The sequence below is a fragment of the bacterium genome (assembly GCA_040755755.1).
Taxonomy (GTDB): Bacteria; SZUA-182; SZUA-182; order DTGQ01; family DTGQ01; genus DTGQ01.
Genome location: JBFLZW010000006.1, coordinates 29,571 through 42,985, shown reverse-complemented (window position 1 = coordinate 42,985; position 13,415 = coordinate 29,571). Strand labels below are relative to the sequence as shown.

Here is a 13,415-nt window from a genome sequence, read left to right as displayed (position 1 = left end):
TACTACTCAACTCGATGCTGTCTTTTCATCAAACTTCAGCCAAAACTTCTGATACCGCTTGACAAGCTCTTCCACATTGAGAGGTTTATTATTCAGATACCTCCAAAAGGAAGTAAGGATGATGTCTGACATATCATCGGCATGGTATATGCCAAGCCGGTTAAAATACTGAGCAAGAGGTGAATGAGCGCGCCATAATTCCCAATTGTTCTTGATCGCGGTGCCGAGGCCATAATGAAACATGCGTACGGTGCTTTCTTTTTCATTCCTGATCTCGTCAATTACCAGGGTCCCCAGCATCCTGTTTAATTCGTTAAAGCATTCGTCCAAGTTTTTTGGAATAGCCATGTCTATTCTCCCTTCCTGCTTTCCGCAAACCTTATTACTCCCCTCCTCAATCATCCATCAGGATCGCATCTGGCCATGGTGTGGAAATCTTCATGATCCTGACTATCCCTGTGCCGGGTGCTCAAGAGGTGTGGACGGAGGATTGCTCCCCTGCCCTGATCTGGCCGAGGCTGCTGCTTCCTCAGCCCTGACTTCGGCTACCAGGTCACTGACCTGCTCACTGACTTCGGCAGCCATCTCCTTAACCTTGTCTCCGACAATGACTCCTCCCTTGATTACCGTCTTGGCCAGAGGCCGGACTATATTTCCCACCAGCGGCAAGACAACAGGCGCAGCCAAAGCCAGGCCAATGCCTGCCAGAATACCCGGTCCCCACCCTTCAACCATCTTATCAAGCAAGGCCATGATTCATACCTCCCGTAATTAAAGTGGACTGTTACAGATCTCTCTTAACGAGGGGAAAATCAATTTTCCCAGAGATATACAGCCTTCTCCATCTCCAGTAAGGTATCGGCAATTTTCGATCTTTTCCATGACCTTACTATTTCCCGCCTCTACTCTAATAGAAGCTATTTTAATTCCTTTTCACTCTCAAAGTCAATATTCACGTCACGGATGCCGGGCGATCTGAATTTGCTCCGATCCTGCGATGACCTCACCGATAATGGCCGACGGCAGAGGATAAGTGTTGAGAAGAGCTTCCAGAAATTGTCCGCTCGAGGCAGCCGGGAGGGAAATCAAAAGGCCGCCGGAGGTTTGCGGATCAACAAGCAGATCCTGAATCTCCTGAGCAATTGATTCGTAGCCGGTGAGGTAATTTTGAACAAACTCCCTGTTGCGATATGCCCCGCCAGGAACGAGGCCCAGCCGGGCATAATCAGGGGCCCCCTCGATAAAGGGTATGCTTTGGCTGTATATCCGGATGGTGCAGCCGGAACCATCGACCATCTCCCGGATGTGTCCCAGAAGGCCAAAGCCGGTAATGTCCGTACAGGCATGAACTTCATAATCCTGCATTATCCGGGCGGGAAGTTCGTTCAGGCTTTTCATGGACCGGATCATAGCCTGGACATGCTCGGAATTGGCCATTTCCGCTTTCAGGGCAGTGGCTATGACTCCCGTGCCGATGGGCTTGGTCAGCACCAGTTTGTCGCCTGGTTTCAGGGTATTATTCCGGATGATTTTTTGGGGATGAATAAGCCCGGCCACGGACAGGCCGTATTTGACCTCCTCATCCTCGATACTGTGCCCCCCGATCAAGGGAATTCCGGCTTCGGCCAGAGCCGTCGCTCCTCCTTGCAGGATTTGCTCAAGAACCTCGATTCCCAGACAGCGAATGGGAAAAGCGACGATATTCAGGGCGGAAATCGGCGTGCCGCCCATGGCGTAAACATCGCTCAGAGAATTGGCTGCGGCAATTTGGCCGAAATCGAACGGGTCGTCCACAATAGGAGTAAAAAAATCAACAGTCTGAATCAAAGCCAGATCCTCGGAGAGTTGATACACACCAGCATCCTCCGCATGGCCAAACCCGGCCAGCACCTTCGGATGCTCCGCCTGCTGCGGCAGGCGGGCCAGCAGAGCCTGCAGGTCACCCGGACCCAGTTTGGAAGCTCAGCCAGCGGATTTGACCCCGTGGGTCAATTTTATTTTGTCTTTTCTGCTCATGTCCGTTAACTCCAGCAGTGGTTTATCGGTTGTCTCTCTTCTGACTCCTGACTCCTGACTCCTGTCTTCTTTACATAACGATCCGCTCCGCTCCTGCGTAAATATTCATTTCTCCGGAGCGCAAAAATCCGATCAACGTTATCCCGACCCTTCTGCTTAAACTCACTGCCAGTGAGGTGGGAGCGGAGACGGAAGCAACCAGGGGAATGCGGCAGCGGGCCGCCTTGCAAATCAGGGTGTAATTAGTCCGGCCACTCAGGAATAAAATTTTATCGCCAAGCTCCACCCCGGCAAGTAAAGCGTGCCCGATGGCTTTATCCAAAGCGTTATGCCGGGCCATATCCTCGAAACAGAAAAGGTAATTTCCCTGATGATCAAAGATACAGGCTGCATGCGTCGCTCCGGTAAGGGTGAAAAGGGCCTGCTTTTGCCGGGCCTGGCCCTCGATGCTGTGCAGAACCGGCAGCGGGATTCGCAGTTGACAGTCGATTGTGCCCACGGAGGGAGAGATCCGGTTGGCTATTTCAGTCTCATCCCCAGAAGGTTCCGGTTCCATGAATCTGATCTCTGCAGAATCAGTCAAGGAGGAAGGAGAAGACAGGGGCCTGGCAGGCTGGAACGCGGGGGAATGTTCGATCTGCAGGCCGATGGTATTGCCCTGCGGATTGCAATCTTCCCATTGAAGACCGCCTTCCCGCCATGAATCAGGCAAGATGCCTTCAGTAAAGCAAAAACCAAGGGCTAATTCTCTTTCCCGCCCCGGAGTGCGCATCAGGGTCGCGCACGGGGTGCCGTTAATCCGGATCGTCAGGGGGATTTCCCGAATGACTTCATCCTGGATTGAAAAGACCCCGGATTTCCTGATTTTGGTAACTTCAACGGTTGTATGATCCTTCACCTTCCGGTCCTTATTGGGTTACTCTGCGGGCTGTTGAATCTGACTCAGGATTTCCGATAAGATTTTATAAGCAAAATCAGGTAAGACCTTGCCTCGATTGATGTTCCGGTGTGCTACCCAGTCCCGATGATCTTTGATTTGCTTGGCATGCCCGATTAAAATTGGATCAATAGTTCCTTTAAAAAGATCTAAGATATCGTCTATCTTCCAGTACTCCACCTCTCTCTGAAGCTGTTTATAAAACTTTTGTGAAAAGACCTTAGGAGATTCATCAAGTATCTTTTGTCCTTTCCTCTGCATGTAATCGATGATAATCCGCTCAAATACTGCCCAAAGAGAAAGGATTACACAATCATCGGATTCGTCACGGCTCATAACAATCCATTGGGTAGCTTCCTGTTGAGGAATGCCCACACATTGAGTTCCCCCGAGAAATGATGGCTGCTGCTTATTGATAGCCCGTTGGGCAACTTTCAGGCAGTCTCTGGTCACTTGATAGGCTTGCCATATAGGCTCCAAGGGATTATCCGACTGCATAATCTGAGACCTCTGAAAGAAGTTCCAGAAAAAGGCCGGCATCTACTAAACGAGCTTTTCCCCGCCAGGTCGTAACTCTGCAATTTGCTTTCCCTCCTGATCTTGGAGGAAAAGACGAGGGGCCTTATAATGGCCTGGTAATTCCTCATTAATTTCAATATCTTCTCTTTTAAGGATAAGCGGCTTGTTTTTTTATCCACTTGTCTATCTCCGAATAGAGGCGCTCTATTTCTGAAATGTATTCCTGTACATTTGGTTTCATATTTTTCTTTCCCTTTAGATCATCTCTCTTTGGGATGCCCCTTCATCCCGGGTGTTTCATCGCCCTGACGGGTTTGCATGTTCCAGTCCTCACGGGCAATCTCGCGCTTCCATTTCATGAGTTGAAACGTGCCTCCAGCCACAGCGACAAAAATGACCACGCCGGTAAAGAACAGCGATTTGCTGCTTGCATAGAGTTTGGCCAGCATGAGAATGGAGAGAATCAGGAACACCGCTCCCATGACTGCCAGGAAGATGCAGGATATAACCAGCCCGGTCTTTCTTCTCTGCTGGCTATGGATAAGGCGCAGAAGGATATCGTAGGAACCAAAGAGCAGTACCAGACCCAGGATGAATAAACCGAAGGAATTAAAAATGATATCCGAATTCATCTCTTTCCCCTGTTTGATGAATAGTTATACTATAAACGGCTTAGAACTGAACTTTTCCAAAGGAGCCAGGAGTCAGGAGTCAGAATTCAGAAGAAGGTATTGGCTCCTGGCTCCTGACTTCTGACTCCTGGCTTCTGACTCCTGAGCAAAAAGTTCAATATTCACCCGTTCACAGTATAACCATCATTATCGAACAATTAACCATACCATTTCCAGCCCTCTTTGGCAAGAGAGAGCAAAGGGCAGGTATCCACACTTTTTACTCGGCTACGATAAAAGAGTCGGTGTAGCCCATGGTCTCAAACTCCTGTAAGGTTTTGCGGGCTGAGAAAATATGCTCGAAGGGGCCGATCCAGACCCGGTGAAGCGGCGGGGAGTCCGGCCTCTGATAGACTACCTGACGGGTTGGATAATGGACGGAAAGCTGCTGCTGCAAGCGATCAGCATTGGCCTGATAACTGAAGGCGCCAATCTGGATAAAGAAACCACCTTCCTGCTCCCCTCCCTGCTCTGGCAGCCGAATCAACTCGATCTTTACCGGTGCGAGGCCATCTTCAGCCATTCCCAGAGCACAGGCCGCACCATAGGAAAGGTCAAGGATCCGGTCCTTGACAAAAGGCCCCCGGTCATTGATCTTGACTACAAGAGACTTTTGATTCTTCAGATTAACCACCTGGGTATAACAGCCCAGGGGGAGATATCGGTGAGCCGCTGTATTCTTGTACATATCATAGATCTCTCCATTGGCGGTCCTTCTGCCGTGAAAATCAGCACCATACCAGGAAGCGATTCCTTCTTCCGTATAGTTGAGAGGAAATTCGGGGCCTTTTCGGGGACCTGCTGGCGGAGGAAGACGCAGCGGCCTTGTGGCACAGGCCAGACAGGTGGCACAGATCGCCAAAATCAAGCTGTATCGGAAGAGAGGGGGAAAAATACGCATGGCTATTTTTACCATTTTTACTCTTGAAGAATCAAGAAAGAAAAACGAAAATGGGAGAGAAGGGCCCCTGGCTTGTTCTGCCAGGGGCCCTTGCCCGGCATGTCGCCTTGCCGGTATGGGGTGAAGAGGGTTTGATGCTTTTTTTATCCGGCTCATGAGAAGAGAAATTCTCCGCCTGCTTCATCGAGCCGAGAAATTTAAATTGCTGGGGTCGCCATAACTCTGCCTGGGGCCTAAAAAACTCTTGCTGCTTCAATCGCTTACTTATTGCGGCCTAAGCCGGAAATTATCCAGGTCTTCCTCCAATCCACTGATAAGCTCAATAGTTTCCTTTTTCGCAGCTATATTTTTCAAAGTAGTACAATACTGACGAACCATACTCACGATTCTTTCCATTTCCGATTTGTGAGGCAGGGTAATAACCCTTTTCGGCATCATGTCAGCCAGCTTCTTCCGAAAGCCACGACGGTTACCCTTATCCTTCAACGCATCCTCAATTCCTTCCATTGCCGAGATCATCCTTGCCGATTTCAGGGGATCATCTTCTCCTCTGGACCTTTTCATTTCCCACACCAGCCGGCTGATAGGAAGAATGTCTTCCAGCACTTCCTTATCGTCTCCAAAGTATTTCCGGGCAGTTTCCACGATTGTGGATAGACGCTCTTTCTCATTGTTTTTCCCCAGCATGCAAATCAGGTAATACATCTGCTCAAGATCCTTCTCCTCCACCGCTGTCCGGTAATCGAGAATTGCCGAGGCACGCAGCAGGTTCTGAATCTTGACACTGGTTCGGTCGCCAATGATGAAATCGGGCCGTTCAGGATCTGTGGACCTTACCTCCTCGATGTATCTTCTTACAATATAGTTTTTCAGAAAAAGGATATAATCCGGAATTTCAATACGCTGGCTGTTAATGATATTCTTCAGAGCACAGAGCTCCTCCAGATTGATTTTTACCTGTGGGTCGACTACCCGGCCATGATTTTCGCGAAAAACATAGTCGATAAGCATCTGGAGATACAGGTTCTTGTTCTCCGGAATAAAGCTCTTGTACAAAAACCTGTCCAAAACAGCCTCCAGCACTTCCGTGACCCGCACGTAATTGGCTGTGGCGATAACGGTGTTGAGCGGTGAAGAAATCTGCTCGCCCCCATTCATGAACCTTTTTTCATTCAAAAGAGAAAGCAATGAGCGCAGGAGCATGTCATTAGCATCAAAGACCTCATCCAGGAAGGCGAAATCAGCCAGCACGATGGAGCCATCGACATTGTGAACCAGTTTCCCTCTTTTGAGCTGGACAATGTCGTAAGCCCCAAACAGATTATCGGGCATGGTGTCTTTGGTAAGCTGCTTTTCAAAAACCGTGACCTGTTCGAAGCAATTGAATATCTGCCTTGCCTGGAGGCTTTTGGCCATACCGGTCCGGCTGAAGAGCAACTGATGCTCTCCCGTAAGAAGAGCATAGAACGACTGGCGGATGATCTCTTCCCGGCCAACAATCTGATGGCTGATAAACTCGATCAGACCATTGAGTTTTTTGACTATCTCGAACGTCCCCTCATCGGGTTCCTCATTCGGAGGGGTATAAGCCACTGCTTTCCTTTCAACTCTCATCTTCTTCACCTTCACGCTTTACTTGCTGGGTTAGTTTTACTTCAGGTGCCTTAAGCTTCTTGACTTCTGGTGGGAAATCATGCAAGATAGGTGCCGGATAAAGATCAGGGTAGAGAAAATTTGCATTTTCTTCGGGGTACTGCCTGGAAGAGCCAATTTATCAATCTGTTGCCAGGTATCAGTCGATATTTTGCATGGGTGTCCGAAAAAGCTCACCCGCCGTATCAAAACCGATCGATTTGCATTTTTGCATAAAAAGATACGGCAAGAAGATGACGGATTAATCCCGATTCAAGATTGATAAGTAAAAAGGAGATCGCTTGCATTATTGCTAATGAATTGCAAAAATGCAAATACAAACCGGGCTTCCGCATCCTGCCTGTCAAATTGTGCATTATTGTCTCTCATCGATGTGCCGGGCCCGCGGGCGCAAGCCCGCGGGCCCAATCCGATCGTCAATGCAGTTACGTTAGTGCAGCTATCTTTTTGAGCTTTTTACATTACTGGCCCAATACCGTTCGGAATGATTTATGCACGGCGGTTCTCAACCCCTGAAATTTCAGGGGTTGAAATAAAAATCAGTTTGAAATTGATCTAACCTGTAGATCAAATTACGCAAGAAGCATTCCGATTTCTATTGATAGATCACCATATCATAAAAGGAACTCAAACAATATGCCCCGACTATTTGGGAAAATGTTAAGGTACATTCGAGGCCCTGCCTGGGAAGATGGAGTAATTAAAGATTAGTTAGTGCGCTGAAGGGTTCATCTTTCCGCGTAAAGTCTGGGGTTCGTGCCTTGAATCGTGAATGTATCGCCCAACCTCATAATTCAATGCCTGACCCCAGTTTTCATTTGTTTGGAGACTACCATGCATAGTAGCAGATTTTTGAGGGCTAAGGTATTGGCCTCAAGAGATAGCGGCAATCTTAATGGCTTCCGCTATTTGTCGCTGATCAGCTCCACAGATTACACTAGCCTTGCCCAATCAGGGTTTCGATTTCCTGAATGTTTGCTGCTGTTCTGATCGCTTCTTTAATCTTCTCCAACTGCTCGATTGAATCTATCTGGTTGATCCGCCCGGAGAGCCGCAAACCATCCTCCCCAAACTTTAACTCCAGCCCCGGGGCAACAGCCTCAAAAGCAGCCCCTGCCTCAATCCCTGCTGCACCCCTTCCTGTATTCCCCGTTGTCTGCCTATTCTTTCGGCGGTAGTCACATAGGCCATCTTCTTTTCCTCCTCATAAGCTTCGATCTGCTCGTGAAACCGAAGGGAAAGCCCTTCCGGTAACACCATCGGCCAGTCGATGAATCGATATAAATTCAGGATATCCTGCCTGCTGTATCCTTTTTCATAGAGCACCTTGACCAGACTCAGTTCAAAGGAGAGCCTGCTCATCATATCCTTTCTGGTCTCAAGGCTGCGAAGATGAGCCAGGACAATGATCCCGAAGGGATTAGTGCTGGCCTCAAGCTCTTCGATCCGTGCCCGGTAATCCACCAGTTTCACCAGGGGAAAGTCAAACAGCAGTCTGAATCCCCATCGGTTCACCTCATAGCGATGAGCAAGATTGTTTGCATCCTCGAAGGTCCACCTCAGCATAAGCAGCCGGGAAGAAAAAGGACAAAAACTCCGTAAAATACTGCTCTATGGCCTCCTTCCATCCACTGTCATACTCGGCACATACAACCTCTTCTCCTTCGGGAGGAACTCCTCCCGGAATAAGCTCATTACTCTCATCACTTTTTCCATATCTTCTACTCTCCATACGGTTCGCTCTCCATCCATCCTGCCCTTCGTCCCCTCCAGTCTCTATCCTGAAAGATAACGCATTCCGGGAATAATTGCAAGAAGGTGAGAAGACAGCCCCCTTACAGCTTCCCTGACCGCAGGATCGAAATCACCAGCCATATCCCCATGACTGCGGCGGACAGGTAGCCTGCAATGCCGATGGCTGGCAACCCCAGGATTGCCGGGCCGATCTGGGTGTGCATGACAATGGAAGAGCCGATGATCAATGAAGAGATGATCAGCCCGAAGGATATCCGGTTGCTGGAGCGGTCGATCTCATGGATCAGGTTTTCCAGGCCAAGGTGCACGAATTCGATCTCCAGCTTGCCGTCGATGAGTTTTTGGATCAGGGTGCGCAGTTGCCGGGGGAGTGGCCTGATAAGGTCGGAGATATCGAGCAGGCTGGTTCTGACCTCGTTGAACAGCCTCCGGGGGTGGAACCTTCTGCTTATCAGCCTCCGGGCGTATGGCCGGGATATGGCCAGCAGGCTGATATTTGGATCAAGCTCGGTTCCGATGCTTTCGATAAACAGGAGGGTTTTGCCCAGGAGGATAATATCCTTCGGGGTTTTGATGTGATGCCGCAGAGAGATTTCAATGGTATGCGTGATAATTTCCCCGATATTGAGAAGCTTCATGGGCCGGTCGAGATAGGTATCGAGCAGTTCGGTCAAGTCCTGCCGGAAATGCCTGATATTGGTATCGGGTGAGGTAAATCCTACTTTAATATACTCCTGAACCAGTCTTTCATAATCTTTGTTCAGCAGGGAGAAAAAGATAATCGAGCAGCTCTCCTTAAGCTCCCTGTCCATCCGTCCGACGATTCCAAAATCGATCAACGCCAGAACATCCTCGTCCACTACCAGGAGATTTCCGGGATGCGGATCGCCATGAAAAAAACCGTATTCCAGAATCTGCTTCAAAAAAATCTTTGAGCCTAAAACTGCGATCTTCGAGGTGCTCCATCCCCGCGCCTTCAGGGTCTCAATCTGGTCGATGCGTACGCCACTGAGCCGCTGCAGAACCAGAACTTTTTTGGTAGTCAGCTCCCAGTAGACCTTGGGAATCACTACATGCCGGTCTTTGGCGAAGTTATTGGCAAAGCGCTGAGTATTACCGGCCTCGATGGTAAAGTCAAGCTCACGCTTGATGGACCGGGAAAATTCATCGACAATGTCCGATGGGGAATAGACTTTGCTTTCCGGAACATACCGGTCAAGCAGATAGGCAAGGTGGAAGAGAATGCTGATGTCGGTCTCGATTATTTCGGTGATCTTGGGCCGCTGCACCTTGAGCATGACCTGCCGTCCGTCAGGCAGGATAGCTTCATGAACCTGGGCAATGGAAGCGGACCCATAGGGGATCGGTTCAACATACGAGAAGACCGACTCCAGCGGAACTTTCAGCTCCGACTCGATCTGCTCTTTAATTTCACTGAAAGGGACCGGAGGCACCCTGTCCTGAAGCTTCCGGAATTCAGCGGCGAATTCTTCGGGAATAAGATCGGTCCTCAGGCTCAGCAGTTGACCAAGCTTGATAAAGGTAGGCCCAAGCTCTTCAAACACCATCCGGGCACGGATAGGCATGGATATCCTGTCCGCTTCGAGTGGCGGATATCTCTTGAGTCCGATTACCCGCTGACCTGCGGTGATGAGGTGCTGGAGATTGAGCCGCTCGATCAGATGTCCAAAACCATTCTTGAAAAGGACATTCAGAATGGTCTGGAACCGGCGGATATTTTTATATGTCTGATTCAGACCGGAAAGGGGCATACCTGCACTAGCAATCAGGATTGCCCTGTTGGCTCCTCTGTCTGGCCTGTTTCCTGAGCGCCTTTTCTCGTATCCATTTCAGCCAGTTTCTTTTCCAGTTCGGCAATTCTGATTCGCAGCTCATCGATCTGAGCTTTAGCTGCCGCACTCAGTTCCTCCCCTTCGGGAGCCTTCTGAGCAGGAGCGGTTTTCGAATACTTGCGGATCATTTCCCTGACCTTCTGCTCGGTCTCCCGGCTGCCGGTATGGATTTTTTCCATGATATTCTTCATCAGCCCTTCGCCCTCTTTCTGGCTGATCTCACCCCTGCGGATCATTTCATCGATAAAGTTCCTGGCCTTCTCTTCAGAAAAGGTGATAAATCCATATCCCGCCGCGAATAACTTCTGGAAAAACTCACTGAACTTACTCTCTTCGCTCATCATCTTCCCCCTCAAGATAGCGTTTGACTCCCAAAGGCGGCCACAGGGGGCCGCCCCTATTCTCTCCTGACTCCTGACTCCTGACTCCTATTCTTTAACAATTTCAGCTACCTGCAACAAGGCCTCATCCAATTTCTCCGGTCTGTTGCCTCCGGCCTGAGCCATGGTGGGACGGCCTCCCCCACTGCCTCCGACGATAGCTGAAATTTTTTTGATAATATTTCCCGCATGGAACCGGTTGCTCAGGTCATTGGTCACCACGGCCACCAGGTTCACCTTGCCGTCCTGCGTGCTGCCAAGGACAATAATTCCGGAGCGGAGGCGGTCTTTGAGAAGATCGGCCATATCGCGCAATCCCGCTGCATCCAGCTCAAGCTCCCTGATGTGATGGGCCAGGACCGTAATATCGTCCACCTGGCGGCGGTATTCCAGGATAGCGGCGGTGATGCTGGCTGACAGTTTTTCCTTCAGCCGCTGGATTTCCTTCTCCTGCTGGCGGCTTACGGCCACCAGTTGTTCGACCTTGCGGCTGATGGCCAGATCCGATTTGAGGAGTCTGGCCGTGCTCCTGACTTCCTGCTCGATCTGGCGAACGTACTGGTATGCGCCAAAGCCGGTTATGGCCTCGATCCTTCGCACTCCAGCGGCAATGCTCGACTCGTTGGTGATCTTGAAGAGGCCGATTTCCCCCGTACTCCCGGTATGGGTTCCTCCGCACACTTCGGAGCTGAAATCCGCTGTCCGGACCACCCGCACTTCCTGTTCATATTTCTCGCCGAATAAGGCAGTGGCCACCCTGACCGCTTCCTCCCGGTTCATGACCGTAGTGTTTACAGCCAGGTTCTCGACTACCTTTTCATTGATCAGGGATTCGACCCTCTCCAGTTCCTCCGGAAGGACAGCGGTAAAATGGGTAAAGTCAAACCGCAGGCGATCGGGTTCCACCAGGGAGCCGGACTGTTTGACATGGTCGCCCAGAACCTGCCGCAGGGCGGCCTGCAAAAGGTGGGTGGCCGTGTGATTGCGGGCAATGCTTTTTCGCCGCTCCCGGTCGATCCTGGTCTGAACCTCGTCACCCTCCTGGAGGTGCCCCTTTTTGATCCGGCTCCGGTGGATGACAAGCGACGGAGTCGGCCACCGGGTGTCGAATACTTCAGCCCGCATCCCCTCTTTTTCCAGGATGCCCTGATCTCCGACCTGTCCGCCCTTTTCTCCGTAGAAGGTGGTTTTATCGAGAATAATGTCCACCTCATCCCCCTGCTCCGCCCTGCTGACCCGCTCACCATTGCGGAGAATGGCCAGAACCCTGGCCTGGCATTCCTCATCGGTGTATCCGAGAAACCAGGTTGGAGGAAGCTCGCGGCCCAGTTGCACCAGGGCGGGAGAAAGCTCCCTGCTCTCAGCCCCCTGCACCCAGGCCTGCCGGGCCATCTGCCGCTGCTGATCCATAGCAGCCTCAAATCCTGCCTGATCGAATTCCAGGCTGTTTTCCTTCAGGATATCCTGGGCCAGGTCCACCGGAAAGCCGAAGGTATCATACAGCCTGAAGATATCCTCACCCGGCACGATCCGCGCCTTTTCCGCCTGGCCGGAATCCGCCTGCTGACGTGCTCTGGCTATGATTTCATCGAGTACAGCCATACCCCGCTCCAGGGTATGCGAAAAACGCTCCTCCTCCTGCCTGACCACGGAGGCGATCAGCCCCTGCCGGTCCTCGATTTCAGGATACGCATCTTTCATGGTCGATACCACCCGCTCGATGGTCTGAAACAGGAAGGGCCGCTCGATGCCCAGCATCTTGCCATGCCGGGCGGCCCGCCGGATGATCCGCCGCAGGACATACCCCCGGCCTTCATTCGAGGGGAGGACCCCGTCGGCAATCAAAAAGGTGCAGGAGCGGGCATGGTCGGCAATTACCCGGATCGAGACATTATCCTTGGCCCCGAAACAGCCGGTCAGATATTCGCGGCCTGAAAGCTCCCCGATGAACCGGATAACCGGCCAGAAAAGGTCGGTCTCATAGTTTGACCGGCTCCTTTGCAAGACAGCCGAAACGCGCTCAAGACCCATGCCGGTATCGATGCTCGGCTTTGGCAGAGGAGATAATACCCCTTCTTTCGAGCGCTCATACTGCATAAAGACCAAGTTCCACAATTCCAGGTAGCGGTCACAGTCACAGCCCGGTGCACAATTGGGCTGGCCGCAACTGAATTCAGGGCCCTGATCGATCAGGATTTCCGAGCAGGGACCGCAGGGGCCGGTATCTCCCATAGCCCAGAAATTATCTTTTTCTCCCAGACGGACGATTCGCTCTTGCGGCTGGCCGATTGTTTCAGTCCAGATCCGAAAGGCTTCATCATCCTCGCGGAAGATGGTAACCCAGAGTTTTTCCCTGGGCAGGTTCAACCGGCTGACCAGAAACTCCCACGCCAGTTCGATAGCCTGCTGCTTGAAGTAATCGCCGAAGGAGAAATTACCCAGCATCTCGAAAAAGGTATGATGCCGGGCCGTATAGCCGACGTTCTCAAGATCGTTGTGCTTTCCTCCGGCCCGCACGCATTTCTGGCAGGTGGCTGCTCTGGGAAAGGCCCGCGCTGCCTTGCCGGTGAAAATATCCTTAAACTGGACCATTCCGGCATTGGTAAACAGCAGGGTGGGATCCCCATGCGGCACCAGCGAAGAGCCGGGCAGGACCGTATGACCCTTTTCCTCAAAAAACCGTAAAAAAGCTGATCTTATCTCTTTTGATTCCATAGTATTCTTATTCCC

General features: G+C 51.0%; 13 protein-coding genes. All 13 read right to left on the bottom strand.

What is annotated here, in order from left to right; genetic code table 11:
• Positions 1 to 6 precede the first annotated feature (6 nt).
• The gene (locus AB1611_02545; protein ID MEW6378469.1) at positions 7 to 348 is read right to left on the bottom strand and encodes a DUF6794 domain-containing protein; all 342 of its coding nucleotides are present in this window, start codon (positions 346 to 348) and stop codon (positions 7 to 9) included.
• A gap of 102 nt (positions 349 to 450) precedes the next feature.
• The gene (locus AB1611_02540; GenBank protein ID MEW6378468.1) at positions 451 to 753 is read right to left on the bottom strand and encodes a DUF5132 domain-containing protein; all 303 of its coding nucleotides are present in this window, start codon (positions 751 to 753) and stop codon (positions 451 to 453) included.
• 204 nt (positions 754 to 957) lie between these two features.
• On the bottom strand, positions 958 to 2,016 hold the full coding sequence (gene selD, locus AB1611_02535; protein MEW6378467.1) for a selenide, water dikinase SelD: 1,059 nt from the start codon (positions 2,014 to 2,016) through the stop codon (positions 958 to 960).
• Between the two features lie 70 nt (positions 2,017 to 2,086).
• Positions 2,087 to 2,914 (bottom strand): formate dehydrogenase accessory sulfurtransferase FdhD, encoded by an 828-nt coding sequence (locus AB1611_02530; GenBank protein MEW6378466.1) that lies wholly within the window; start codon positions 2,912 to 2,914, stop codon positions 2,087 to 2,089.
• 18 nt (positions 2,915 to 2,932) lie between these two features.
• Positions 2,933 to 3,451: a hypothetical protein gene (locus AB1611_02525; protein ID MEW6378465.1), complete on the bottom strand. Its 519-nt coding sequence runs from the start codon at positions 3,449 to 3,451 to the stop codon at positions 2,933 to 2,935.
• Between the two features lie 281 nt (positions 3,452 to 3,732).
• Entirely contained in the window at positions 3,733 to 4,104 is a 372-nt protein-coding gene (locus AB1611_02520) for a hypothetical protein (GenBank protein MEW6378464.1), read from the bottom strand.
• Positions 4,105 to 4,363: 259 nt separating this feature from the next.
• Positions 4,364 to 5,044, bottom strand: a complete 681-nt coding sequence (locus AB1611_02515) for a septal ring lytic transglycosylase RlpA family protein (GenBank protein ID MEW6378463.1) — start codon at positions 5,042 to 5,044, stop codon at positions 4,364 to 4,366.
• A gap of 264 nt (positions 5,045 to 5,308) precedes the next feature.
• Positions 5,309 to 6,658: an AAA family ATPase gene (locus AB1611_02510; GenBank protein ID MEW6378462.1), complete on the bottom strand. Its 1,350-nt coding sequence runs from the start codon at positions 6,656 to 6,658 to the stop codon at positions 5,309 to 5,311.
• A 1,113-nt stretch (positions 6,659 to 7,771) separates the two neighbouring features.
• Positions 7,772 to 8,212 carry a hypothetical protein gene (locus AB1611_02505; protein MEW6378461.1) on the bottom strand — a complete coding sequence of 147 codons (441 nt, stop codon included), beginning with the start codon at positions 8,210 to 8,212 and terminating at the stop codon, positions 7,772 to 7,774.
• Position 8,213: 1 nt separating this feature from the next.
• Entirely contained in the window at positions 8,214 to 8,429 is a 216-nt protein-coding gene (locus AB1611_02500; GenBank protein ID MEW6378460.1) for a hypothetical protein, read from the bottom strand.
• Between the two features lie 103 nt (positions 8,430 to 8,532).
• Complete coding sequence (locus AB1611_02495; protein MEW6378459.1) at positions 8,533 to 10,224, bottom strand: AarF/ABC1/UbiB kinase family protein; 1,692 nt, start codon at positions 10,222 to 10,224, stop codon at positions 8,533 to 8,535.
• 14 nt (positions 10,225 to 10,238) lie between these two features.
• On the bottom strand, positions 10,239 to 10,649 hold the full coding sequence (locus AB1611_02490; GenBank protein ID MEW6378458.1) for a hypothetical protein: 411 nt from the start codon (positions 10,647 to 10,649) through the stop codon (positions 10,239 to 10,241).
• Positions 10,650 to 10,733: 84 nt separating this feature from the next.
• Positions 10,734 to 13,400, bottom strand: coding sequence for an alanine--tRNA ligase (alaS, locus tag AB1611_02485; GenBank protein ID MEW6378457.1), 2,667 nt, complete (start codon positions 13,398 to 13,400; stop codon positions 10,734 to 10,736).
• Positions 13,401 to 13,415 lie beyond the last annotated feature (15 nt).